The following is a 25,883-nucleotide window of genomic DNA, read 5'->3' on the forward strand; positions in this document are numbered from 1 at the left end:
CATCCTTCGCTGTTCAATGCCCCTCAATATCCTGTCCTTTTTTTTGAAAGCTATAGATGAGGTAACCAAGTGCCGGCAGGATGAACAAACCTCCAATCAGCAAAGCAATCGCCAGTGACTCTATCGCTTTTTCTGCTCCGCGGTTCTCCAACAGCGAGAGGTAGCCTCCGCCTTTAAGTATTACTATGTTTGGATAGTGCTTGTAGGTTGTGGTAAGCAATATCATAGTTACCTGGAAACCGGCAAGTACGCGTATTATGTAGCGCTTTCCTCGGCTGATTAAATACCACAATACAACAAGTGATATACTTGCAGCACTTACTGCAGCAATACCGATGATATTGCCGAACACCCATTGCACCAATGGTATCTCTTCTATAATAGCTGCAATGAACACCATTGCACCGGCAACAAATGCAGCCAAATTCATGATACGTGCCTTACGGATGAAGCTCTTGCGTGCGGCCTCGTCTGTCGCCTCGCCAATTAGGTATATGGCTGCCAGGAAACCGCAAAGTGCTACAGTAAAGAAGCCGATAGCTACAGAGAACCAGTTGAGCCAGCTTAGAACATAGGCATGCAGGAAATCGGTTGCACCGGGATCTATCCTGCCGGACACAGCACTGCCTGCTATAATCCCCAGGAACAACGGCGTGACAAAGCTGGAGTAAACAAATACTTTGTTGTATACTTTCTGCATGTCGTCTCTAACTGCGTCGTAACTGCGGAACGTAAGGGCTGTTCCCCTCGCTATGATACCCATCAGCATAATTACCAACGGGATATGCAAATAGGTGGACATGGTGGTGTATATCACCGGAAAGCCCACAAACAATATTACTATAGCAATAATAAGCCACATGTGGTTGGCCTCCCATATGGGGCCTATAGCGTTGTACATGATGCGCCGCGTGCGCGATTTATTTGCATCCGATGTGAAAAGCTCTATAATGCCGGCACCATAATCCGCACCACCCATTACCAGGTAAAGCAGCAGCGCCAGCCAAAGAAAAACAATTACAACGTATATCATAGCTTATGCGCTTTTAAGTGTGGTTTATCAGCAACATCGTACAATACGGGAACCATTTTTATCTGCCGGTAAAGTAAAAAAACAACTACACAGCTTAAGGATAAGTAAACAGCGGTAAACAGGTAAAAAGAATAAGCTATACCCGGCATAGGTGTAACGGCATCTGCGGTACGCATAACGCCTTGTATGATCCAGGGTTGCCGGCCAACTTCGGTGACGGTCCAGCCGGCCTCTACAGCAATAAAGCCAAGTGGCGTAGCAAGTATAAACAGCTTTAGAAACCAGTTCTTGCTAAACCAGCTTTTCTTTTTAGCCAGCGCTATAAGGTAGATGACACCCAGGGCCATCATCACCATCCCTAATCCTACCATTAGCTGAAAGGCATAATGAGTAACCGCAACAGGCGGCTGATCAGCTTTAGGTATCTGATCTAATCCTTTTACCGGCCTGTTGAAGTCTTCATAGATCATGAAACTTAGCATTCCGGGTAGCTCTATCGCGTAATTTACAGTTTTGTTCTTTTCGTCGGGTATGCCACCCAGTATAAGGGGAGAGTAAGGTTCTGTTTTAAAGTGCGCTTCCATAGCAGCAAGTTTCGCCGGCTGGCGTTTAGCTACCATCTTGGCAGATATGTCACCACTCAATGGCTGTAAAATAGCCGCCAGTACACCAAATATCGCTGCTATACGAAAAGACCGCAGGTGAAATTCAATATTCTTTTTGCGATAGATCATTAATGCATGTAGGCCCGCAACAGCAAAGCCCGTGGCCGCAAAGGCAGCTATACACATATGCAAAGCCTGTGAGAACCAGGCAGGGTTAAACATTGCTTTTACAGGGTCTATATTAAGGTACTTGCCATTTACCAAATCAAAACCTGTTGGTGTGTTCATCCAGGCGTTGGCAGCCACCACCAATATACCCGATGTAAGTCCGCTCACACCAACAATAACCCCGGTGAACCAGTGAAACCATTTGTTAAACTTACCCCAGCCGTATAAAAAAAAGCCTAGCGCTATTGCTTCTATAAAAAAGGCGGTACCTTCTAAGGAGAAAGGCATCCCGAATATAGGCCCGGCATGTTTCATGAATGTAGGCCACAACAAGCCCAACTCAAACGATAATACAGTGCCGGACACCGCACCTGTAGCGAAGAATATTGCAACACCTTTACTCCAGGCTTTAGTAATGTTCTGATATATATTATTGTTGCTCCTGAGGTATAGGAAATGAGACACTGCCATAAAGAACGGCATCACCATACCTATACATGAAAAGATAATATGAAACCCAAGGGATAGGGCCATTTGCGAGCGTGCGGCCATAAAATTATCCATGTACGCAATTTACGCAGTATGCATAAGTAAGTTCATATTTATCAAACAGATAAGTTAATTTAAATTGATTATGTATTATTATTTTCTTGGGTTTATATATGGTTTTTAAGTAAGCACACCGGAATCTGTTCTGCTCACAGTAGCTTCAATATATTATTTACCTGATTGCCGGTACAACATAGATTTTTTATATTTTAACATCGACAATACCACCAGTCCCGTAACCGCAATGAGCAATTATTTTTCTGACTTCCTAAATACGGGGCGTATTAGTCTGTTGTTGCTATTATCGATAGTGCAAATGTCCGTTTACGCTGAAGGGAGTAAAGAGCTAACTGCAAATGGCGGCAATCGTGCTTATCTTCTGTCTACACTTAGTATAAACCCCTCGTACCCCTATCCCACGTTGGGCACAATGAAGGTCTACGTAAAGGTGGGTGAAGCCATTTACCTTGGCTCCAGTGCTCAAGGTATCGGCGCCGGAACCATCAGGTTACGCGCGCCGGATGGAAACATCTACAACAGCGGTTCATCAAAAACTACAGGTTACCTGGGAACCCGAAGCCAGGAGGTGGCCGGTCCGCTGCCAAATGCAGGAGGTTACATCCCGTTTATAGTTCCTGTATCCCCGGGTCAGGAGGGGATATGGGAAATTGACTTTATATCTCCAACAAACGGTGCCGAGGTTAATGGAAACCCGCCAGCCATAGCTGTTGGTAATAATTGGGTGCAGCCAAACAGCCAGTATATAGCGGCGTTTGATGTATCCGTTCGCAATGCGGGCAATACCGCATTCCTCAGCGGACGTGTATTTACCAATGTGCTCATTGGTATTCTAGGTACATTTAACGTTGGTTTTAATGCCGTGTTAAATGTGCTTACTAAAGATGGGTATAATTACACGTTGGATAATAACGGACAAGCGGGCAACGGTTTTACTTTTTTTGCAAACAATAAGGGTTTTCGTAACGCTGATGGTAGGCCGTCTTACAAAAGCTTAAATAGTACAACTGTGGGCGTGAACGTTTATGACCCATCGCTTGAGGATACACCATCTGACATAACGCACAAGATATTCTTTAACACGCCGGCGACTGATCTTCCTGCATCAGCACCCACACCCTCCGGAACCACGTGGCTAGTGAACCTGCCGTTAACACCTTCCATAAACAATGTCGCTTTTACAGGGGCCGACGGTACGCCTGGCATAGCCGGGACAGTAATGCCTGGTGGGCGTATAAACTTCACTACCACTGCTAACGGCACTTATAAAATATCAATAGATGTAAATCAAAACGGAAAGTTTGACGATGGCTCCGACCGACAGTTTACAGGATCAGTTACCGCAGGTAATAACCAGGTAAGTTGGGACGGGCGGGACGGGCGTGGTGAACTGCTGCCGGCAAGCGCAGACAATTACAGCATTAATGTAACAGCTACCTTGTTTGCGGCTGAAGTACACTTCCCCTTCTTTGATGTTGAACGGAACACAAACGGTGTAAAGCTAACCCGTATAAATGGAACAGGGTCGCCCGATAACACCATCTATTGGGACGATAGTCCGATAACGGTTGTTGGTGTGCCATCTAATCCGGTAGTTAACCTCTCAGGTTTAAGCAGCCTTACTAACGGGCATAAATGGGGAGGCACTGCAGCAAACAGTAACGATGATAATGATTTTGGAAACAATAAAAGCATTGATACCTGGGCCTATGTTATTAATTCCGGTCTGGCGGCAACAATCGACATCAGGGTACAAACGCCCGATCCCTCAGGACTAATTAAAGTCCCCAACATTATTACCCCAAATGGCGATGGAAAGAACGATGTATTTGAAGTTAAGGGAATATCAAGTTTCCCCGGGAGCCGTTTGTTAATATTTAACAGATGGGGAAATGAGGTTTACAAATCTGAAGACTACAGCAACAACTGGGATGCTAGCGGTTTAGCCGAAGGTACTTACTATTACCTGCTTGAACTAAAAACAGGCGCTGCCAAGCCCACCGCTTACAAAGGATGGCTATATATTAACCGAAAATAGATGAGGCTGTCAAAAACATATATACTCCTGGCGGCGCTGCTGTTTGCATTCGTTTACGGGCGTGCGCAGCAGACGGTGCAGTTTAGCCAATATATGTTCAACGGACTGGTAGTAAACCCGGCTTACGCAGGTTATAAGGAGGACTGGACACTTAACCTGAGCAGCCGCTTGCAATGGTCGGGTATAGACGGTGCGCCAAAAACCAGCACAATTTCCATTGATGGTGTGCTTGATCCGGAAAACAAGAAAGCTGCACTTGGCTTCCTGGTGACGAATGACCGGCTGGGTCCTGAAAACAACAGCGCCTTCTACGCCAACTATGCTTACAGGCTGCAGCTTAATGATGAGGATACCAGGCGGCTAAGCTTCGGATTGGGAGCGGGTTTGGTGCAATACCGGATAGATGCATCGAGATTTGATCCAATTGATGTTACTGATGGCAATATAACTGGTAACGAGAAAACGCTTATGACAGACTTTAGATTGGGCGCATATTACACAACTTCTAATTTCTATGCCGGCGGCTCTGTACTTAACTTATTTTCCAATGCTATATCAGGTGCCAATACACAGGTTATAAACCCGGTAGCCCACATGTATTTTACCACCGGCGCTATGCTGCCCCTTAGCCCAACTATCGATCTTAAGCCTTCTATTATGTTTAAAGAGGATTTTAAAGGTACCGCGGCACTGGACATTACCAGCTATATTTTGTTCGATAAAAAGTTGTGGATTGGCGCCTCATACAACACTGGTGTAAGGTTTTCAAAGCCGGCAAACTCTGCAGCGTTAGATAAAGGCAACACTGTTACGGCAATAGCACAGGTTAACATCAGCGATTTTTTACGATTTGGCTACTCTTTTGACTTTAGCACCAGTGCACTTGCAAATTATCAAAGCGCAACGCACGAGGTATCATTAAGTCTGTCATTCAGGCGCAAACGACCAAAGATACTTAGCCCCAGGTTTTTTTAAGCAATACTATGAAGAGTATACTTGTTACCATATTGTTGCTTAGCGTTTGCTGCTTCAGCTTTGCACAGGAACAGCCGGGCAAAAAACAAATAGCAGATAAACTTTTTGGGAGGGAGGAGTATGCAAAAGCGGCAGACATGTACCTCGATCGTACCAATAAGGCAAATCCGGATTATAGAGTGATAGAGCGTTTAGCAGACTGTTACCGCCTGATGAACGACAGCCGCCGTGCCGAGCAATGGTATGCCAGCGCCATCACCTACGATAAAGCCGGCACCGTAAACATTTATTATTATGCAGAAGCCTTGCTGCAGAATAAGAAGTTGAAAGAGGCAAAGGTTCAGTACCAGGCTTATTTTGCGCAGGTGAATGATCCAGAGCGTTTGAAGTTTAAACTAGCCACCTGCGACTCAGCTGAAAAATGGATGACGGTACCGGTAAAAGGGTATGCTCTTAAATTGGAAAAGAAGCTTAATACTACATACAGTGATTGGGGTGCCACTAATTATGGTAAAAACGACATTGTATTTACGAGTGACAGGGTCAGCGGTTACGAAGGTTTAAAGGAAACTTACAAACGAACGGGCAATGGCTACCTGAAACTTTACCTGGTGAAAAACGATAGTATTACTCTACTTCCCTTAAGCACAAAAGATAGCAGAGTGTTTAATGGCGACTATCATGTTGGCCCGGCTGTGTTTAATAACAATGCCGACACAGCATGGATAACCATTACAACAACTGTAGCAGCAGGCAAATTGCATGTGGATGAACGGCCGAATAGTAGCTCTCAACGGCTTTACACACGCAGGCTGCAGTTGATCATGGCTACAAAAAGTAGCGGCGTTTGGGGCGGGTTTAAAGCTTTTGCATATAATAACGTGAGTTCCTATTCTGTGGGCCATGCCGCGTTGTCTCGCAATGGTAACCTATTGTACTTTACCTCTGATATGCCCGGTGGCGAGGGTGGGACAGACATTTGGTTTTGCGAAAAGCAGGCCGACGGTAGCTGGGGTAAGCCAATAAACTGCGGTAAAACCATTAATACCGAGTACGATGAGGCTTTTCCTGTTGTAAAAGGCTCAGATACACTAACATTTGCTTCAAAAGGTTTGCCGGGTATGGGCGGGTTTGATATATTCTTTTCTAAAGGAGAAAAGGCTGATTGGGGCACGCCATATAATTACAGGTACCCAGTAAACAGCACTTCTGACGATTTCTACCTGCTTACACACAATGGTTCTGAAGGGTACTTATCTTCCAATCGTGAAGGTGGCGTTGGCAGCGATGACATTTATAGCTTTAGCTATAATGTACCTCCGCTTGTAACTGCCGCTAAACCAATACCAGATGAAGCAAGAGGTATAAACCCGAAGCTGCCCGAAGCCATAAATGTTGTTATTTATTATGACCTTGATAAAGCAAACATTCGTGCAGATGCTGCAGCCCAGTTAGACAAACTTGCTGAGGTACTTAATCGTTTTTCAACACTTAAAATAAAGGTAGCTGCTTATACAGATGCCCGTGCATCTGCCGGCTACAATATCAACTTGTCGAGGAGCAGGGCGCTTGCGGCTTTGGAATACCTGGCGTCAAAAGGAATAGATCGTGAAAGGATACGCGCTAGTTGGAATGGCGAAGAGAACCTGGTGAACAACTGCCCGGACGGCGTGGTTTGTCCAGAAACAGCCCAGCAACTTAACCGGCGGACAGAAATTAGTGTCGACTATAAGTAATCTATATAAACAAAGCCCCCTTACACTCGCTGTTTGGGGGCTTTAACCTAAACCTTATCACAATAGTGGCAAGAGCCACAAGTAATAGAACTTCGAATGTATAAATTAGAAAACAAAAACTCGTAGTTTTGCTGTAATTTAACAGTTGCGTATAGATATTTTTCGTAACGGATAAAATTGTTTCCTCAAAGGAAGTATAAGCTCAACCTAGAGGCTGATGCCACAACTTATAGGCTCATTCCGTATAATTTACAACCATCGCTTCTTCTTGCTTTAGTCATTGCTTTCTTGCGAGGAAGCTTTAATTATTATGGCTTGAAGTGAGTGATTAACCTTTTACTTACCCGGCTTCCCCATCAATCCGCTAGTAAAGTTAATCAACAAAGGAAACATATCTTCGTATTCATTCATGGGTAAGGTTGCGCTTACATCAAATATATCGTGGTAAGCTTTTATGCCTCCGAGGGTATACATAAAGAATGCAGGTACCCCTTTCTCTGAAAAGAAATAATGATCACTGTTGGCCGCTTTGCCTCGTGAGTTTACCTTGACCAGGTAATTGCCTTGTTCGTTAACTTGTTTTAACAAGGCAAATTCCTTAGGGAAAACAGAAGCGTTAACAACAGTTATACCGTCTACACCGGTACCTTCCAGGTCAAGGTTAACAAGAAATCTGATCTTATTCAAGTTTATAAGCGGGTGTTCTGTAAAATGCTTTGAGCCGAGCAATCCGGCTTCTTCTCCTGCAAAAAAGATGAATGCTATTGTGTAAGGCTGCGGATGAGAAGCGTAGTATTTGGCTAAACTTAACACCTGCGTTACTCCGCTGGCATTGTCATTGGCTCCGGGGAAAAAGGTTTTATCGCCCATGCCACCCAAGTGGTCATAATGCGCAGTAAACACAATAACAGAATCTGGTTTAGTAGTTCCCTTAACCACTCCGCAGATGTTCGCCGTTTTAAAATCGGATATGAGCTTACTTTCAATATTAGCCTTAATATCAACCGGAATACTCTTTTGCAAATTTTTGTCTAATTGTATCAATGTAAAATCAGCTGCCTGTTGTTCAACAGAAAAGGTGAGTTTGCTTTCCAGCGATACAATTATCCGATTTGCCTGATCAACAAAATGAGTACTATCTGTTTGTAATAGTTTGCCTTGACCCTTTACACCCCGACTACCCGGGCCAACAATAAAGTCTTTGCCCGGCACCAGTTGTATACCGTTTATAGCTACTTCCATTTTACCTGGAAAAGTATTTACCGGATAGGAGAAGTCCTGCTTATAATTTATGCCATCCATTGGCTTAACGCCATATGTTTTGAGTTGTGCAACAAGGAAATCAGCAGCTTTGCTCATGCCATTGTTGGTGTATCCTCTGCCCCAAAAGTATTGGGATGTAAGCGTATCCACCATTTGGCGGGCAAACTTAACATCCTGCGAGAAGACGATATTGGTTGTTATAAGGAGTAGTAACAGTAGCCTAAGTTTCATACCACTAACATACTGTTAAAACGGGTAATATGAAAAGCGCGCTAAACGGGTAGGGTGGGATCTACCTTGGCTGTTACCTTTTTCCATATAGAATATGCACCGGAGGCAAATAGCAGCACAATGCAGATATACACCCATGGAGAAATATTGCGGCCGGCTATTACTACGTACAGATAGGGCAGGCTGAAGAATGAACATGCTATAAGTAGTTGTGTAAGAAATACCTTTTTTGCCCTGAGTTTTTTTATTGTCCACCCTAAAAAGAAGAAAAAGCCGGGCTTGCTGATGAGATACAAGCATCCAAGTAAAAGCGGATCTACTTCGTGCTCCTCACCCAAAGCAACTATCCAGTCTTTTAATGATGCGATGTAATCTCCCATTGTGCAAGGTACTATTATTTTTAATTGGACATAGTGGGTCTGCTTGAATGATTACCAAAAGTTAATCTGGATAGTGATATGCGTGTTAACTTCTTTTAAGTTACATTTTATAATATATGAACAAAAAAATTTCCTTTTAAAACAAATATTTAATAATTGCCTTGTACTCTGTAGTTATTTAACAGATATAAATTCATACTTAAACACAACAAATGGCACATTTAGAAGTAAAACCAAAATCATCCAGTCCGTGGTGGCTTTGGCTCCTGATCGCTCTTATTGCTTTAGCTTTAGTGTTCTTTTTAGTAAAAGGATGCGGTTCTAAAAACTCGGCAAACGGCAGCGATTCTACGGCAAAATCAACTGACACAACCTCGTCATCTGCCCAGCCGGTTGCGGCTACCGAACCTGATTGGAACAGCGTGGACTTTAATTCACCAAAGACATCTGATCCTGACATTACGGACAATGACATTGCTGTCAGCGGTAACGATAAGTACACAATTTATAGCCTTGGTGAAAATATCCTTTTTGGCACTGACAAAAATCAGCTGGAAGGAAGCGCCGAAAGCAAGTTAAAGCAAATCGCAACATCTATAAACAAACGTTTTAAGGGTGCAGCAATCGGCGTTTATGGCAATACTGATTCTACCGGTGATGCCGGCCACAACAAGCAACTAGGTGCCGATCGTGCCAACGCGGTAAAAGACTGGCTTATTAAAACCGGTGGTATAGATGCAGGCAAGGTGTCTGTTCATTCGCTTGGCGAAACTAAGCCCGTAGCGAGCAATGCAACTGCAAGCGGCAGGGAGCAAAACCGTAATGTAGAGATTGTTGCATTTCCGGATAGTACAGGTACTAAATAATTAACCTCAATACTAAAACATACAGTTATGGCATTCGAAGAAAATGAATATAAGAACAATCACCTGCAGGAGTTGAGTGATAGTGATTTTGAAATTGTTGATGGCGAGCCGGATATCACCGGCTGGGAAGTGATCAACGAACAAGGAGAAAAGATAGGCGATGTTGATGATCTGCTATTTGATCCTGAATCGCGCAAGGTGCGCTACCTGGTAGTTGACCTTGAAGATAATGAGCTGGATTTAGATACCGACAAAAAGGTGTTAATACCAATCGGCGTAGCAGACCTGCATCAGGACGATGATGAGGTAAGCGATGTCGATAATTCAACCGACGTTAACGGCGACTACCGTGATAACAGTTCTTCTGAAACAACTGAGCAGGTATATGATCGTGCTGACGACGACGATGATGACGAGGAGGAAGAATACGATGATGAAGTAGTGGTTATACCTAACATCAGCATACAGCAGTTAAGTGAGTTACCTGCTTACGAGAAGGGCAATGTAACTCCCGAAACAGAGCTGGCAATCAGGGGTGTATTTGATACCAGCTATACATCAGATACCTTATACGAGCGCGAAGGTTTTTACGACCATACCCACTTCGACGAGGATAAGTTTTATAACCGCAATAGCCCGCCACTTACAGATGGTGAATCTGTTGCAGAAAATGAAATGCCAAGCACCTGGATAATGGAACGTAATGTTGGTGATGAACCGGTTGACGATGTTATTATTGTAAGGGATGAGCAGGATACGCCTGAGAACCTGACTGATAATACCGATAAACCCATTTACCTGAGCGATGACGAAGACGAGCTGGACCGTAAACGTTTACGCGACAACGATCAGGACCGGAGAAGTAATTTATAATACCTGTTTAGGGAGGCAAGTGTTCAAAAGTGTTCAGCTTTTTTTATGCCGGATGCTTTTGAACACTTTACAAGCTGTAACTTACAACCCGGCTAGAACCTGCGTTTTTAACATCAATATGGCTGTTTTTGGCTTAATTTCTTTGCGGCTACCTTCAAAAATCGCACTGATTTGAATAGGTATTTTCAAATAAATTTGGAAGCAACAGTTTTAATACAGGTGAAAAGTAGCCAGATTGCATTCAAAAGAAAAGCGGCCACTCTTTAAAGAGTGGCCGCTTTTCTTTAAATATGTTACCTTGATTAATCAGCTTTGACACCGTACTTGTCGGCAAATTTCTTGTAAAGCTGTTTGTGCAGGTTGTCCAGGTTAATGTTGCGCCCCTGTATAAAAGCGGTCTCAACATTAAGCGTTATCATGTCCAGCGCATCGCCGGTTGAGATGAAAAGGTTGGCGTCTTTTCCCGTCTCCAGGCTGCCAGTTGTTTTGTCAATACCGAGAATTTTAGCGTTGTTGAGGGTTATCATGCTCACGGCTTGTTCTTTACCTAAGCCGTAGCCCACCGCCTGTCCTGCTTCAAAGGGCAGGTTGCGCTGGCGCCAGAAACCATTACCGGTTAACCCGTAAAGTACACCGGCATCCTGCAAAATCTTAGGCATTTTATAAGGCAGGTATACATCGTCCTCGTCTTTGTCTGGTAGGGTTTGGGTCTCCTCCAAAATAACGGGTACATTATTTTCTTTTAAGATGTCAGTTACCAGGTAAGCTTCCTTGCCGCCTACTATCACTTCTTTGATTCCGAACTGTTTAGCAAAGCTCACCGCCTGCATAATCTGCTTTGCTGCGTTAGCGTTTACAAACAACTTTTTGCTGCCATCAAACAAGCCCCGCATAGCTTCAAAGCGGGTGTTGGCTATTGCCGGTTTTGCACCCTGGCTGTAAGCTTGCGCTTCCTTAAACAGGCGGTTAATGGCATCAATCGCTTTTTGGGCACGCTCGGCGGGTGTTTCCTGCTGCGCGCCTGCAGCTGCCCCAAACCTGCGGCGCTGTGCTGCAGATGGCCAGTTAAGGTGTATGGCCATGTCCTTTTTGTAAGTGGCGTCTTCCCAATTCCAGGCATCCAGTTGTACAACCGACGACTGACCGGAGATAATGCCGCCATTAGGTGTTGGCTGTGCCAGCAAAATACCGTTTGAGCGAACGGTAGGAATAACTTTGCTATCTGTATTGTAAGCGATAATAGAGCGTACATGCGGGTTCAACTCGCCGGTTTCTTCGTCGTCAACAGTACCGCGCGCGCCGGATTCCACCTCAACCAATCCCAGCGTAGTTACCGGGGCAATAAAGCCGGGGTAAACGTGTTTGCCTGATGCTTGTATTACTTCGTAAGATCCGGCACCGGGGGCGGTGCCTGTACCAACTGCCGTGATCTTGCCTTTATCAAACGCTATGTAGCCATTCTCTATCACCTGCCCGTTACCAACGTGTATGGTAGCCCCGGTTATTAGTACGGGCCTGGTTTGTGGTTTGGCAGGGGATATGTTGGCTTGCGCAAACAGGAGGTTAATGCTTAGCAGTAATCCTCCAAAACTTAATATTGTTCTTTTCATTGTGGTTGTTCCGGGTGTAAGGATTACTTTAGTTTACTTGCTGCTGCGCGTGCGGCGCGCTCTTTCTCCATCTCGGTGTAAGCGTCCTGCACAACAAAATTCTCTTCTTCTAAACTCTCGCATTGGTAAGAACGGGGTTTGCGGCCTGCTGCAGGGCGTTGCGTGTTGCTGCCTGCATTTTTTGCATCCAGCATCTTCTGTATAATGCGTCCTTCATCCGCTTTCATTGCTTTCTGGCGCGCGGCATCCTGCTCAATGTCCCAATAAAGCACACCGTCAACAAAGGTTTTCTCGGCAACCGCGTATATAGACAGCGGGTTGGCCGACCAAACTACCACGTCGGCATCTTTGCCCGCTTTTAAACTACCTATGCGGTTGTCTACGTGCATCATCTTGGCCGGGTTAAGGGTTACCAGTTTAAGCGCTTCCTCCTGGCTCATGTGCCCGTAAGTAACTGCCTTGCCTGCTTCCTGGTTAAGGCGACGTGCCATTTCTTCATCATCAGAGTTAAAGCCGGTTATCAAACCTACCTCATGCATCAGCTTGCCATTGTAAGGTATAGCTTCGGCTACCTCATTCTTATAAGCCCACCAGTCGCTGAAGGTAGATCCGGCAATGTTGTGCGCCTTCATCTTATCGGCAACTTTGTAACCTTCTAAAATGTGTGTAAAGGTGTTTATATGGAAGCCCATGCTATCTGCAACATGCATCAGCATGTTAATTTCCGATTGTACGTAGGAGTGGCAGGTGATAAAGCGCTTGTTGTCCAGTATTTCTGAAAGTGCATCCAGCTCCAGGTCGCGGCGGGCAGTGCTGCCTTTTACCGCCCGTGCAGCCTTGTATTCTTTAGCGCGGGTAAACGCATCAATGTAAACTTCCTCAACACCCATACGTGTTTGCGGGAAGCGCAGTACCGAACCCGGGGTGATGTTGTTATTACTGCCCTTTACGTTTTCGCCCAGTGCAAATTTAATGAAACCGTCTGCACCTTCAAACTTCAGTTCTTCGGGAAGCATGCCCCAGCGGTGTTTCATCAGTTGGGTTTGCCCGCCTATAGCGTTTGCCGAACCGTGCAAGATGTGAGATGTGGTAACACCTCCGGCTAACTGACGGTAGATGTTGATATCTTCTGCGTCTATCACATCAGCAATGCGGACCTCTGAAGTTACCGATTGGGTACCCTCGTTTATGCCGCCTGTTGCCGCTATATGCGAGTGCTCATCTACTATGCCTGCGGTAATGTTTTTGCCCGTAGCATCAATTACTTTTGCACCTGCTGCAGATAGGTTTTTACCAACGGCTTTAATCTTACCGTTCTCTAATAACACATCTGCATTCTGCAGCACACCTTCTTTTTCATTGGTCCAAACGGTACCGTTCTTTAATAATACTGTTTGCGCTTTGGGCAGTTCGGTATAACCGTAAGCTGCAAACGGGTAAATTACAGGGCCTACTGCTAAATTTGGTTTCTGTGCATCTCGGCGGGTACCTGCTGTTGCAGCTGGCGCCGTGCCTGCGTATACAGCGCTAAACGCGGTTGAACCACCATCAGGCAGTAACGCGTTACCACGAATTATAACCGGCGAAATTGATGAAATATGTCCCGACAGGCGAATGATGCCAGCAGGTTTGTTTTTGTAATTAAAGTAGATATTTATATCGTCCCCGGTGCGGGTAATGGTGCCGCGTACTTTAGCGCTATCGGCCCCGGTGCGCTCAATGTTGGCTTCATAGCTTCCCGGCTTGCCGCTAATGGTTAAGTTGGTATTGGCAAAGCCGTCGCCGGTGAGGTTATATTTACCACTGATATCGGCAACATCCATTTTAGATACAATGTACTGCCGGCCTTCTACCCAGTTTTCATAGATCACGCTCTCTGCCTTAAACAAGGTGTCGGACGTGATAATAAAGCTGGCCAATTTGCCTTTTGCAAGCGTGCCCACTTTATCGCTGATGCCCAGCATTTCGGCAGGGATAGTAGTTAGCGAGGCAAGTGCCTGTTTAGGAGTTAAGCCGTAATTGATGGCGGTGCGGAGGTTAGCCCAAAAGTCACGCGTGTTGCTCAGCCCATATGACGTGATGGCGAACTTAATGCCTGCTTTTTCTAATGCCGCAGGGTTGCTGGGCGCCAATTCCCAGCTTTTTAACTGCTGGTAACTTACATTGCGTGCATCAAGCGGGTCTTCTATCTCGAAAGGGGCCGGGAAATTAAGCGGAACAATTAGCGAAGCGCCGGTGCCTTTTACAGCAGCTATGCGCTGATACTCTGAGCCATCTGTTTTAAAGATGTATGTTTTGCCAAATTCCTTTGCAATTTTAGCCGCACGAAGAATGCTCTGCGGATCGCTTACTTCAAATATCTGGGGTAACGCCTGAGTTTTGTTGAACTCGTCCAGCGATATATTGTACTCTGTTTTTTGCGATTTATACCATTGCGCATCATAATAGGTTTGGCGCAACAAGGCTATGCTGCCCATTAATGACGATGGGTAATTAGTAGCCGCCGTTCCTTTGCTGAAAGAATAGTGCGCGGCCGCCTGATCATTTATCATCACAAAATTATCCCGCTCATCAGCAAGGCTTACGGCAACAGATGTACCGCGTGCAATACCGTCATGTATTAACGATTGCACAGTGCTGAAACCGTTCTTCTTTAATGCTTCCGCTGCATCTGTATTAACGTGAAAAACTGTTTTCGCGTTCATTTCTGGCTTTATAGCTTCGTTCCAGCCATAAGCTCCCGGCTTGGTAGATACAAAAACGCGTCCGCCGCCAAAGCCACCCTGCCCAAATGCCTGGCGTGGTGCATCGGGTATGCCATACGTTGTGTAGGCATCAACAAGGCCGGGGTAAATGAACTTGCCTTTAAGGTCAACGGTGATGTACCCTTTTGGGATAGTTCCCTGTGAGCTTACAGACTCAATTACGCGATCGTTCACCAGCAGGGTTGCGCCGGTGAGTGTTTGTTCGGGTCCGGTAATAATTGTTGCGTTGGTAAACGCATACTTCCCGGGGCGGATGTCCCAGCTGCCATTAACAGGAAAAGTCTCCTGCGCGCGACAAATTTGGATCATCAGCAGGAAAAAGCAAAAAAGTAAAGGTTTTCTCATTCTGTGTGATTGTTTGTTACGAAACTATTAATTTTTTACTAGCACAGCATGTGATCAGCCGTTATCATGGAAATGTTACAAGTACGAACTGTTAACTGAGTAAAAAATAATATTCCGAATTTACGTATTAATCAATGGTTAATATTTGAAATATATTTTGTGGTTTTATTAACCGATATGTGCGTAAAACAGGTTGGCTTTTTATTTATTTAAGGTAAAGTATATGGTAACGTTTTTATTACAATTAATTTATGGGGTCGATATTATAATAGTGGTTAAATATCTATATTTGACGATATATCACAAACTGAACGCATTAACTATATTGATAATTAAATGCTTTCAGGTATTATTATAAAAGTTGCTCGGTATCGTCTGCCTTGCTTCTATATCTTAATATACCAGTACTAAACCTTAACAATTACTTAATATGAACTCACCTAAAGGTGCTTTTTCAACAGCCCCGTTCAGCCTTTTTGGTACAAAACTCATTTTGCTCATCGCAATTTTTGGTATCGCTTTAAATGCCACAGCTGCAAAAGCTCCGCATGTGAAAGGCTTTTATGCTGCGGTATCTTCTTTTGCGCCATCAAGCGGTGCGCCCGGTACATTAATCAAAATAAAGGGTTCTGGCCTTGCAGGGGCTACCAACGTTACCATTGGTAATAGTGCAGCCCTAATTATTTCTACTGTAGATAGCACCCTTACTGCAATGGTAATGCCCGGTAACGTAACAGGCGCTGTGCGGGTTACAACAGCAGGTGGTGCAGTGTTAGCCTCCCAGGGTACTTTCACAGTGGTTACAACGCCTCACCCTACAGCTCAAATGGGCCCTAAACTGGTGGATACTACAACGTATCCAAAAATGATTTATCTGGACGGCGGTACGCCGCCTCCCGGGGGGGTGAGGTATAAATCTGTTAATCAGGGTGCTGATGTTGCCGTTAGTGCCGATGGTAACAGCGCAGTGGTATCCTCTGTTACCGGCCTTAATTATGATAATCAATATTATGGCGATCCCGGATCATTTACTTTTTACGAAAAACAACAAGGTAAATGGAAAAAAACCAGGTTCTTCGCTGCTAATTCGATATATGGTGTAAAACAAAACACAAGGTTGAATGCAGATGGAACGGTACTTGTAAATTCTGGCAATAATCTTGAACCAACATCCGTATTAGAAAAGAAGAACGGCGTGTGGTACAAAACATCATTCTTTCAATTTGGTAGCAACGCCGATGTGAGTGCGGACGGCAATACCATAGTACTTGGCTATGCACGTGTTGTACAACACAGGAATGGACCCGAAGTAACTGAGTTCACAACAATTTATCACCGTAAGAATGGCTCGTGGACGTCTGACGCAACTCCAAGTGAGGCAATTACCTTTGGTGCCGGCGACGCAGCCGGCAGTGTGGTGGCCATAAGCGGCGACGCTAAAACGCTTGCCGCAACGTCATACTTTGGTTACACCTATATCATGAGATTTGACGGCACAGCCTGGCAGGTGCAAGCAAAGTTGCCGGTGGCGGGCAGCGTAACCCTTAACACTGATGGTAATGTGCTAATAGAGTCGCTCTCAGGCTCAACTTCTTTTTATACGCGTATTAATGGCGCCTGGAGCAAAGCTCAGGACATACCTGAAACCGGTAAACCATCAGTGACCGCAGATGCCAAAGTGGTGATGTTTCCGGGGTATAACGGCCCTGTGACCTACATCCGTAATACTGCCGGTGTATGGCAAAAGCAAGACCTTGGATTAACAACTAGTGCTGCCAGTGCTATTTCCATTAGCGCAGATGGTACCACTGCATTATCCGGCTTTCCGGATGATGCCAGCGCCGGGCAAATACTAACCAAGCGGTATATTTTTAACACAAGTAGTACTACCATACCTACAGATAGTACTTACATCACCTATCCGTATGGTAGTGCTACGGCATATGGCATACAGCCTGCGGCTATCATTGCAGGCGTCAGCCCGGCTACAGGGCCTGTTGGTACCGTGGTTAAAGTTAAAGGTACCAACCTTAGCGGAGCCACCCAACTGACAATCAGCGGCAAGAAAGCCGTTATCCTGTCTGTAAATGATAACGAGGTGACGGCTATGGCAATGCCGGGTACAGTTAATGGTAGTGTAAGTATAACAACCGCGGCAGGCACCGTCAGCGGCGGCAGTTTTACCGTTACGCCTACTTTGTATCCAAACGTTCAAAAACAACCAATACTAGCCGATACCACTAAGTATAAGAGATTTACATATGATCCCCAGCCTTATTTAAACCAAGGGCAGTCGGTAGCAATTAGTGCTGACGGCAAAACCGCGCTGGTAGGTTCCAGATTGGGTTACTCTAATTTTAGACCTGAAGGAGGTCAACCTATAGGGGGGGTATCTTCATACAAAAACGTGGATGGAGAATGGTTAAAAGATGGCGTGTTCCCTCACCAGGGATGGCCAGGCTATGGGAATTCTGTAGCGTTGAGCGGTGATGGCAATACAGCGGTGGTGGGCCAGTTGATAGTTGAACAAGGTAAGCCGTTTATTGCGAACTTTTTCACACGGTTGAACGGTGTTTGGAATACCAATCCGTTTGTTACTTCTTTTGAGGTATCAGGTTTCGCCATTACGGTTGACGGGAATAGCATTTTTGCCACGCAAGGCAATAATGATCGTACGTGGAGTAGTGCAGTGCTTTACCAAAGAAAAGGTAATACTTGGGTGATGTCTGATCTGAAAGACAACCAGGGCGAGCATATAGTAGGTGTGACAGTAGCTAGTGTAAGCGCTGATGGAAGTACACTTGCGTTAGCCCCTATGATAGGCAGTTACCGTTATTCAAACAACTTTTCTCCCGCTATATCAGGTATCGGCTTTGTTTATGCCAAGACTGATAATGGGTGGCAAAAACAGCTAAGCCTCGAAGGTATCCTTCTGGGCACAGTGCTGAGCGCCGATGGCAATGTTATGGTAACCCGTAAAATGCAGATACTTGTACGTACCGACACCACCTGGACTTTGAAACAAACACTGCCTGAAGCAGGCATACCTTCGATAAGTGCCGACGGCGCAACAATCATGATCACAACAGATGCCGGACCTGTGGCTTATACCCGTGGCACCGGCATGGTCTGGAAAAAACAAGCTAATACGTATCCAAAGGACCAGGTGCAGGTTGCTGTGTCGATAGCTCTTACACCAGATGCTACAGTGGCGTTTATAGGAAATCCCCGGGACAGTTCTACTATCCCGAATAGAGTACGGTCTTCGCCAACGGACTCTTACTCGATTTATGATTTATCATTAGGCGGTGCTTATACTTATCATATAGGCGAGGCTGTAGCAGCCCCCGGCGGTTACGCTACCTTACTAAACTTTACCAATACAACTGCAACCAGCACAACCCTGAACTGGACAAACGGGCCGGGTGGCAAGCGCGCGGTGTTCCTGCATGTAAACGCCGGTAGCTCACCTGTTCCCGCAGATTTTACCACTTACACAGCTAATGCAGCATTTAGCAAAGGGGCACAACTTGGCACAACCGGATGGTACTGTGTTTATAATGGTGCCGGCAGTAGCGTAAACATCACCAACCTTGTGGGTGGTACAAAATATTACGGCGTTGTTATAGAATACAACGGCGACCCGGGACTCGAAAAATACTACACAGCCCGTACGGCGCCTGCCTATGTGATAACACCGGTTGTTGCCCAGCCTACACAAGCGTCAAATCTGGCATTCAGCAATATTACGGGAACAACCAGCACGGTGAGCTGGACAAACGGATCGGGCACCAGCCGCGCAGTGTTCATCAGCAATAGCAACAGTGGTGCACTGCTGCCTGCTAATGTGTACTACTCATCCAACGTCAGGTTTGGCTCCGGCAACCAGATCGGGTCAACCGGCTGGTATTGCATCTATAATGGCACCGGTTCTACCACAAATGTTATAGGCCTTATTTCCGGTGGCACTTACCGCGTAGCGGTGGTAGAGTACAATGGCACTATTGATAAGCCTCTGTATATTACAAACAACATAGCTCCGGCAAACTTAACCACGCCTATAACACCTCCAACAGCTTACACTTACGGGTTAACCTTTAGCAATACCACTTTTAATTCTACCAAAGCTACCTGGGTAAGCGGTAACGGAACAGCTCGCGCAGTGTTTGTGCGCGCAGGTGGCAAAAGCCCAATTAACCCAACAACAGGGGTAACCTATTCTGCCAACACCACATTCGGGCTTGGCAGCCAGGAGGGTACAAGCGGCTGGTACTGCGTGTACAACGGAACGGCAAATACAACAAATATCTTTGGCCTGTCGGCATCATCAACCTACACTGTGTTGGTTGTTGAATATAACGGTACTGCAGGTTCCGAAGCTTACCTTAAAACCGGTTACAACCCGGCATCAGTTACCACAACTGCAAATAACCTGCGCCTAGCCAGCAATGGTTATAACACCACCGATTTTGCACCGGGCTTAAATGATACAGGTAATAGCGCTGTAGTAGCTAACAACATCCTTTCTCCAAACGGCGACGGTAAGAATGACACATGGATAGTAAGCAATATTGAAAGCTATCCCGAGAATACCGTTAACGTAACTGATGGCGGTGGTAATGTTGTGTTCAGTAAGAAAGGCTATGCTAATGATTGGGCAGGTACCTATCGCGGCGGTGTGCTTTCAGAAGGCACATATTATTATACAATAGATCTTGGTAAATCAAACCTTATTAAAGGGTTCTTCACTGTTGTAAGAGACAGGTAGTTAATAACAGGCGAACCGTAAAAAACGGTTCGCCTTACTTCAAAATACTCCCTAATGAAATTTAAAATACCCGGCATGCCAAAGGCATGCTTTGTTATACTTGCGGTGTTGTGCCTGGGCGGCAATGTAGCTAATTCGCAATCTGTATTACAAGCTGCTTTCTTTCAAAACCAGTACATTACCAATCCGGCAATGGCGGGGCTTACACAAGGGCTTAACTTAAACCTTGGCTTACAGCAACAGTTTAACAGCGTGCCCGGCAGCCCTAAGATGCAGAACTTTACTGCTGATTATAATTCGGGTGGAAACGTGGGCACTGGCTTAAATGTAAACAACGATCAGGCGGGGCTTATCAGCCGCACACGTATAATGGCTACATATGCTTACCACTTGCGGGTAGGCGAGAATGATAAATTGAACTTTGGCCTTTCACTGGGACTTAATAATGTTTTTATAGATTATAACCGAATTATTGGCGACCCCGGCGACGGGTCGGTAGATAAGTTTAACAGGCGTAGCGTTTATGTTGACGGTGACCTTGGCGTTGCTTACACCAGCAGCCAGTTCACCATCCAGGGGGCTGTGCCTAACCTGCGAAGCATATTTTTAAAAAACGACCAGGAACTGGACGCTTTGCGCAATACTTTTTTTACTGCAATAAGTTATAAGTTGCTTTTAAATAACGACAATAATTTTACGCTGGAACCAAAGGTTGCTTACCGGGGCATAAAAGGGTTTGATAATATACTGGATGCCGGGGCAAACCTGAATATGGCCGAATATAACTTCAGCATTTCCGGAATGTATCATACTAACAAAAGCGGAACAATTGGCGTAGGTATAAACCTAAAGCCTGTAGATGTACTACTGGCCTATACAAACAACACCTCGAGCCTAAACTCTTATGCAAACAACACTTTTGAGATTGGGCTTAAGCTTAATTTGTTGAATACTGAAAAATAAGCACCGGTATAATAATAGGCACGAGGTACTTTGTCACTATAAGCCTATATTTAAGAGTTGTGAAATGGATAACACGAGAGCACCCCAAAATTGATCGTATAGCCTGTCCGTGGCTTATAAAACGTTTTATTGATACCGAAGCTGAGTTTATCTACGTACCTTTTAGTGAAGTGCTAACAAAGGCAGAGCAGCTTAACGCCATACCGTACGACATCCCCGGCGTGGAGTATAGCCACTACGATGACCAATGCACCTTTGACTATTTCCTGAAAAAACATCAGCTAAAAAATGCCGCCCTGGAGAGGATGGCGCCGATAATACGCGGTGCCGATACCGACCGGCATGACTTTGCGGCACAGTCCAGTGGTCTGTCGGCAATATTTTTAGGTTTATCGCACAACATTAGCGACGATCATGAACTGTTGGCTTTGGGCATGAAGGTTTATGACGGGCTTTATACCTGGGCAGCGCATTTGTATGAGCAAAAGCATACGCAATTACCTGTAGAGCGACTTTTGTTGAATGTTTACCACAAATACCTCGAGAATAATCAAGCCAAAGCCCCTGACTGGGTTACTGAGTTAAGGGAAATGATACAGGACCAGTTGGATACCAACCTGAACCTAAGCCTTACCCAGCTTTCCTCAGAGCTGGACATCAATCCATCATATCTGTCTCGTGAGTTTTCCAGGTATTTTGAGAATCAATCTTTCGGTGATTACATCCGGGGTCTACGGATTGAAAAAGCCAAAGGCCTCATGGAAAACTCGCAATACAGTTTAACTGAGGTTGCTTACCTTACAGGGTTTTCTGACCAAAGTCACTTCACCCGCATATTTCGAAAGCATACAGGTGTAACGCCATCTGTTTATAAAAGAAATTTAGCTAAAAGTAAAAAGGCTTCCAAAAGTTAAAACGCGTACTATTTTAAGCTGCGTAACGCCCATAAACTTGTTGAAAATATGACAAGTTTAAAAAATACCTTTCCAAAAATTACTACTGCAACATTTTTATGCATAATGCTGCTTTCATATTCAGCTAAAAGCCAGTCATCGGCAAATTACCCGAGGGTTGCGGGCTACTTTGCTGTACTACATCCTATTGTTGCCTGGAATAAAAATGGCGCTGCTACTAACTTTGGCAGCAGCTATACCGTTGCTTTTCCCTTTGGTATAAACATCCTCAAAAGCGATAGTTTTGGTATCAGCATGGAAGTGGCACCATCAATCCGTACAGAAAAGAATATTTCTAAGATGAACAACCTGCTGTTTCACCCCGGTGCTATGTTCAGGTTTAAGCATGGGTTTACCCTGGTTGGGCGTGTAGCATTTGAAACCAGCGGAAGGTTTGGTTTTACGCCGGTGTTTAACCAGGTATTGGCAAAAGGCAAAAGCTCGAATTTGTTTGTAGCCGTACCCTTACCTGTAAGGTTTGGCAATAACTTGCCTTCTTCCGTTGGTGCAGGTATCCAATTTGGAGTGGGTTTCTGAGGATCTACCTGAAATTTCTGCCTTTGTAGAATACATCTTTAACGCCGGTATCTTCTTTCGTGATGAGGCCGGGTGAAACCGTTTCGTCAGAACGCGACATGGCTGTTACCGGGAAGTCGTCATCACCGGCAGGTGTTAACGTTTTTAAAAACGAGTTGAGGTTAAAGCAGCGCCGCACCACAATGTGTATCACTTCGCCTTCTATTTGTACCCTTCCTTCTACCATAAGCAAACGCGATTGCAATATTTCTTTACGGTACTTGTCAAATACCTTCTCCCAAACAACAAGGTTAGAAAAACCCGTTTCGTCTTTTATAGTAATAAAAAGAATGCCTTTAGCTGTGCCCGGCCGCTGCCTAACGGTGATCATACCTGCAACTTTAACAGGCGCACCATCTTTTAACAGTTTTGTATTAGCAGTTGTAGTTACGTGTAGCAGGTCCAGCTGGGGGCGAACAAAGCTTACCGGGTGCGCTTTAAGCGACAAGCCCATAACAGCAAAGTCCTGTACCACATGTTCGGATTTGGTCATGAGCGGAAGGGTGAACTGCGATTCGTGCGCACTGTCAGATGGCTGGCCGGAAAACAAACCAATTGGCTTATCATTCAGAGCCGGTACTTCCCACAGCGCTTCGCGACGGTCAAGTCCCAAAGAACGGAAGGCATCTGCATCACTCAGGCGTTCTATAGCCGATTGGGATATACCTGCATCGCTTAGTTGCTGTACCGTACTAAAACCTGTATTCCTGTTTTTTACCAGCAGGTTCATTTCTGCTTCACTAAGCCCTTTTACCTGTCGGAAACCTAAGCGCATGGCATAATACCTGCCATCTTTTTCTTCCAGTATGTTGTCCCATTCCGAATAGTTTACATCTACCGGCCTTACAGTTACACCATGGTTGCGAGCATCATCTACAATTTCTGCTGGCTGATAAAACCCCATTGGCTGGCTGTTAAGCAGGGCTGCCCCAAAAACGTCGGGATAGTGGCATTTAAGCCAACTGGAGATATAAACCAAATGGGCAAAGGATGCCGCATGGCTTTCCGGGAAACCATAGCTGCCAAAGCCTTCCAGCTGCTTAAACACCCTTTCGGCGTATTGCTGGTCGTATCCCTTTGCAGTCATGCCATCAACAAGCTTTTGGCGAAACTGACTAACCAATCCCTTAGCTTTAAAGGTAGCCATGCTGCGGCGTAACTGATCTGCTTCCGCAGGTGAAAAGCCTCCTGCAACCATAGCAATTTCCATTGCCTGCTCCTGAAATAGGGGGACACCCTTTGTGCGTCCCAAAATCTCTTTTAGTTCTTCAGAGGGGTAATCTTCAGGATCAATGCCATCTCTTCTCCTAAGGTAAGGGTGCACCATGTCACCCTGTATAGGGCCGGGCCTAACTATAGCAACCTCTATTACCAGGTCATAAAACTTACGTGGCTTTAAGCGCGGCAGCATTGACATTTGCGCCCTGCTTTCTATCTGGAAAACGCCAAGGGTATCAGCATGGCAGATCATATCATAAACTACAGGGTCGTCCTGTGGTACGTTCTCTAACGTAAGATCCAATCCGTAATGCTTCTGTGCCAGTTGAAAAGCTTTGCGGATGCAGGTAAGCATGCCAAGCCCCAGTACATCTACCTTTAAAATCCCAAGCGCCTCCAGGTCATCCTTATTCCACTCCAATTGGGTACGGTCTTCCATACGGGCGTTCATAACCGGGCATATGTCTGAAAGTTTGCACTGGGTGATCACAAATCCGCCGGTATGCTGCCCTAGCTGACGCGGAAAACCGATCAGCTGATCAGTAAGTTCCAATGTTTTATGCAGATGAGGGTCATCTGGGTTTAAACCTTGCGAGATGATGCGATCGCGGTCAAACGCTTCTTCCGAAAAGTCCCATATGGCACCTGCAAGCCGCTTGATAGTATCTTCTGACAAGCCCATCGCTTTGCCTACATCACGTATGGCTCCTTTGTGCCGTTCCTGTGTAACCGTAGCTACAATAGCGGCATGATCACGGCCATAGGTCTCGTATATCCATTGTATGATCTCCTCCCGGCGTTCATGCTCAAAGTCGACGTCAACATCAGGCCACTCGTCTCGCGCGTCAGACATAAAACGGGAGAACAACAACCTTGATTTAGTTGGATTTACCGGTGTTATGCCAAGGCAAAAACAAACTGTACAATTAGCCGCAGAACCACGGCCCTGATGAAGTATGTTCAGTTCTTCGGCCTTTTGAGTGTACTCGTATACGCGTAGAAAATATGGGGCAAGCTTTCTTTTTGCAAAGAACCCTAATTCGAAATCTACCTGTTTAAGTATTTTTTTAGGGACGTCCTCACCAAAAAGTTTTTTTGCACCTTTTAAAGTATGCTCGCGCAAATGCTCATCTGCTGTGCGGCCATCGGGGCTTTTCCACTCTGGCTCCAGGTACTTCAGTGTATCTAAGGAAAATGTACAAGCATCCGCTATTTCCTTTGTGCGAAGCAAAGCATCTGGGTACAAGCGGTAAAGGCGTTCGAGTTCTTCAACTGGTTTCAGGTATCGCTCGGCATTATAATGTAGTTTAAAGCCGGCATTTTGGATGGTACATTTTTCGCGAACGCATGTTTGTATGTCCTGCAACTCGCGCCGTTCGGGAGAATGGTAATGCACATTATTAGTAGCCACCAGCGGTACGCCTAAGCGTGATAACCTGTAAAAACGTTTATCGTCGTGCCCGTTATAATTGCGGGTTGCAGCAAGGTAAAGGTTGCTGCCGAAAACCTGCTTATATTCTTTCAGATGTGCTTTAAAATCATCTTCTATATCAAAGTTTTTGTTTAGGCTATCCGGAGGTACGGCTATAAACTTTATTCCTTCCGCATGTTCGTAAACATCTTGTTTGTATAGGTCGCACTTGCCTTTCTCTGTACGCAAGTTTCCTTTGGTAAGCATGGCCGATAACCTGCTCCATGCGGCAATGTTGGTAGGGTAGGCCAGTAGGCTGGGCCCGTCCAGTAGGTCAAGCCTGCAAGCCGGGATAAATTTGAGTCCTTTTGCTTTAGCGGTTTGATGTGCCCTTACAACACCCGCTACGCTATTACGGTCGGTTATGGCTATAGCGCTATAGCCGAGTTCTGCTGCATAGTCTGCCAGTTCTTCGGGGTGCGATCCGCCTCGCATGAAGGTGAAATTGCTGGTTATTTGTAGCTCGGCGTACTCCATAA

At 45.4% G+C, this 25,883-nt stretch carries 16 protein-coding genes; 9 read left to right on the forward strand and 7 right to left on the reverse strand.

The annotated features are described in order from the left end of the window. Positions 1–13: 13 nt before the first annotated feature. Together AC59GT_RS18530 and AC59GT_RS18535 are read right to left on the reverse strand one after the other, a co-directional pair. On the reverse strand, positions 14–1,033 hold the full coding sequence (locus AC59GT_RS18530; RefSeq protein ID WP_497239034.1) for a cytochrome d ubiquinol oxidase subunit II: 1,020 nt from the start codon (positions 1,031–1,033) through the stop codon (positions 14–16). Beyond that, a complete protein-coding gene (locus AC59GT_RS18535) occupies positions 1,030–2,370 on the reverse strand; it encodes a cytochrome ubiquinol oxidase subunit I (RefSeq protein ID WP_497239035.1) in 1,341 nt (446 codons plus the stop codon). The genes AC59GT_RS18530 and AC59GT_RS18535 overlap by 4 nt, the downstream gene beginning before the upstream one ends. A gap of 229 nt (positions 2,371–2,599) precedes the next feature. Here AC59GT_RS18535 and AC59GT_RS18540 point away from each other — a divergent pair, with 229 nt between their 5' ends. Genes AC59GT_RS18540 through AC59GT_RS18550 form a run of 3 tightly spaced genes read left to right on the forward strand, consistent with a single transcriptional unit; the run spans position 2,600 to position 7,122 of the window. Continuing rightward, entirely contained in the window at positions 2,600–4,411 is a 1,812-nt protein-coding gene (locus AC59GT_RS18540) for a T9SS type B sorting domain-containing protein (RefSeq protein WP_497239036.1), read from the forward strand. Beyond that, positions 4,412–5,386 (forward strand): PorP/SprF family type IX secretion system membrane protein, encoded by a 975-nt coding sequence (locus AC59GT_RS18545; RefSeq protein ID WP_497239037.1) that lies wholly within the window; start codon positions 4,412–4,414, stop codon positions 5,384–5,386. It begins immediately after the preceding gene. 8 nt (positions 5,387–5,394) lie between these two features. After that, the gene (locus AC59GT_RS18550) at positions 5,395–7,122 is read left to right on the forward strand and encodes an OmpA family protein (protein WP_497239038.1); all 1,728 of its coding nucleotides are present in this window, start codon (positions 5,395–5,397) and stop codon (positions 7,120–7,122) included. Between the two features lie 336 nt (positions 7,123–7,458). Here the strand turns inward: AC59GT_RS18550 and AC59GT_RS18555 are convergent, their stop codons facing one another. Next, positions 7,459–8,616 (reverse strand): M28 family metallopeptidase, encoded by a 1,158-nt coding sequence (locus AC59GT_RS18555; RefSeq protein WP_497239039.1) that lies wholly within the window; start codon positions 8,614–8,616, stop codon positions 7,459–7,461. 41 nt (positions 8,617–8,657) lie between these two features. Beyond that, positions 8,658–8,996, reverse strand: coding sequence for a hypothetical protein (locus AC59GT_RS18560; protein ID WP_117381165.1), 339 nt, complete (start codon positions 8,994–8,996; stop codon positions 8,658–8,660). A gap of 212 nt (positions 8,997–9,208) precedes the next feature. Between AC59GT_RS18560 and AC59GT_RS18565 the strand changes: the two genes are divergently transcribed. Continuing rightward, complete coding sequence (locus AC59GT_RS18565; protein WP_497239040.1) at positions 9,209–9,862, forward strand: OmpA family protein; 654 nt, start codon at positions 9,209–9,211, stop codon at positions 9,860–9,862. Positions 9,863–9,889: 27 nt separating this feature from the next. Further along, positions 9,890–10,735 carry a PRC-barrel domain-containing protein gene (locus AC59GT_RS18570; protein ID WP_497239041.1) on the forward strand — a complete coding sequence of 282 codons (846 nt, stop codon included), beginning with the start codon at positions 9,890–9,892 and terminating at the stop codon, positions 10,733–10,735. 302 nt (positions 10,736–11,037) lie between these two features. Here AC59GT_RS18570 and AC59GT_RS18575 read toward each other — a convergent pair whose 3' ends face one another. Next, positions 11,038–12,345 carry an amidohydrolase family protein gene (locus tag AC59GT_RS18575; protein ID WP_497239042.1) on the reverse strand — a complete coding sequence of 436 codons (1,308 nt, stop codon included), beginning with the start codon at positions 12,343–12,345 and terminating at the stop codon, positions 11,038–11,040. A gap of 23 nt (positions 12,346–12,368) precedes the next feature. Continuing rightward, on the reverse strand, positions 12,369–15,455 hold the full coding sequence (locus AC59GT_RS18580) for an amidohydrolase family protein (protein ID WP_497239043.1): 3,087 nt from the start codon (positions 15,453–15,455) through the stop codon (positions 12,369–12,371). A 430-nt stretch (positions 15,456–15,885) separates the two neighbouring features. Here AC59GT_RS18580 and AC59GT_RS18585 point away from each other — a divergent pair, with 430 nt between their 5' ends. The 4 genes from AC59GT_RS18585 to AC59GT_RS18600 all read left to right on the forward strand — a co-directional run bounded on the left by AC59GT_RS18585 (position 15,886) and on the right by AC59GT_RS18600 (position 22,676). Then, positions 15,886–20,223 (forward strand): T9SS type B sorting domain-containing protein, encoded by a 4,338-nt coding sequence (locus tag AC59GT_RS18585; protein WP_497239044.1) that lies wholly within the window; start codon positions 15,886–15,888, stop codon positions 20,221–20,223. Positions 20,224–20,277: 54 nt separating this feature from the next. Continuing rightward, the gene (locus tag AC59GT_RS18590) at positions 20,278–21,186 is read left to right on the forward strand and encodes a PorP/SprF family type IX secretion system membrane protein (RefSeq protein ID WP_497239045.1); all 909 of its coding nucleotides are present in this window, start codon (positions 20,278–20,280) and stop codon (positions 21,184–21,186) included. Between the two features lie 59 nt (positions 21,187–21,245). Continuing rightward, positions 21,246–22,100, forward strand: coding sequence for a chromate resistance protein ChrB domain-containing protein (locus tag AC59GT_RS18595; protein ID WP_497239046.1), 855 nt, complete (start codon positions 21,246–21,248; stop codon positions 22,098–22,100). A gap of 105 nt (positions 22,101–22,205) precedes the next feature. Then, a complete protein-coding gene (locus tag AC59GT_RS18600; protein ID WP_497239047.1) occupies positions 22,206–22,676 on the forward strand; it encodes a hypothetical protein in 471 nt (156 codons plus the stop codon). A 4-nt stretch (positions 22,677–22,680) separates the two neighbouring features. Here AC59GT_RS18600 and AC59GT_RS18605 read toward each other — a convergent pair whose 3' ends face one another. Continuing rightward, a complete protein-coding gene (locus AC59GT_RS18605; RefSeq protein ID WP_497239048.1) occupies positions 22,681–25,881 on the reverse strand; it encodes an error-prone DNA polymerase in 3,201 nt (1,066 codons plus the stop codon). Between the last annotated feature and the right edge of the window lie 2 nt (positions 25,882–25,883).

The sequence above is a fragment of the Mucilaginibacter sp. 320_HR genome (genome assembly GCF_059691875.1).

Bases quoted from the DNA above. Each gene is read 5' to 3' on its own strand.
- AC59GT_RS18545 (WP_497239037.1), top strand. From the start codon at position 4,412: ATGAGGCTGTCAAAAACATATATACTCCTGGCGGCGCTGCTGTTTGCA.
- AC59GT_RS18540 (WP_497239036.1), top strand. From the start codon at position 2,600: ATGAGCAATTATTTTTCTGACTTCCTAAATACGGGGCGTATTAGTCTG.
- AC59GT_RS18570 (WP_497239041.1), top strand. From the start codon at position 9,890: ATGGCATTCGAAGAAAATGAATATAAGAACAATCACCTGCAGGAGTTG.
- AC59GT_RS18550 (WP_497239038.1), top strand. From the start codon at position 5,395: ATGAAGAGTATACTTGTTACCATATTGTTGCTTAGCGTTTGCTGCTTC.
- AC59GT_RS18585 (WP_497239044.1), top strand. From the start codon at position 15,886: ATGAACTCACCTAAAGGTGCTTTTTCAACAGCCCCGTTCAGCCTTTTT.
- AC59GT_RS18590 (WP_497239045.1), top strand. From the start codon at position 20,278: ATGAAATTTAAAATACCCGGCATGCCAAAGGCATGCTTTGTTATACTT.
- AC59GT_RS18560 (WP_117381165.1), bottom strand. From the start codon at position 8,996: ATGGGAGATTACATCGCATCATTAAAAGACTGGATAGTTGCTTTGGGT.
- AC59GT_RS18580 (WP_497239043.1), bottom strand. From the start codon at position 15,455: ATGAGAAAACCTTTACTTTTTTGCTTTTTCCTGCTGATGATCCAAATT.
- AC59GT_RS18530 (WP_497239034.1), bottom strand. From the start codon at position 1,033: ATGATATACGTTGTAATTGTTTTTCTTTGGCTGGCGCTGCTGCTTTAC.
- AC59GT_RS18605 (WP_497239048.1), bottom strand. From the start codon at position 25,881: ATGGAGTACGCCGAGCTACAAATAACCAGCAATTTCACCTTCATGCGA.
- AC59GT_RS18565 (WP_497239040.1), top strand. From the start codon at position 9,209: ATGGCACATTTAGAAGTAAAACCAAAATCATCCAGTCCGTGGTGGCTT.
- AC59GT_RS18555 (WP_497239039.1), bottom strand. From the start codon at position 8,616: ATGAAACTTAGGCTACTGTTACTACTCCTTATAACAACCAATATCGTC.
- AC59GT_RS18575 (WP_497239042.1), bottom strand. From the start codon at position 12,345: ATGAAAAGAACAATATTAAGTTTTGGAGGATTACTGCTAAGCATTAAC.
- AC59GT_RS18600 (WP_497239047.1), top strand. From the start codon at position 22,206: ATGCTGCTTTCATATTCAGCTAAAAGCCAGTCATCGGCAAATTACCCG.
- AC59GT_RS18535 (WP_497239035.1), bottom strand. From the start codon at position 2,370: ATGGATAATTTTATGGCCGCACGCTCGCAAATGGCCCTATCCCTTGGG.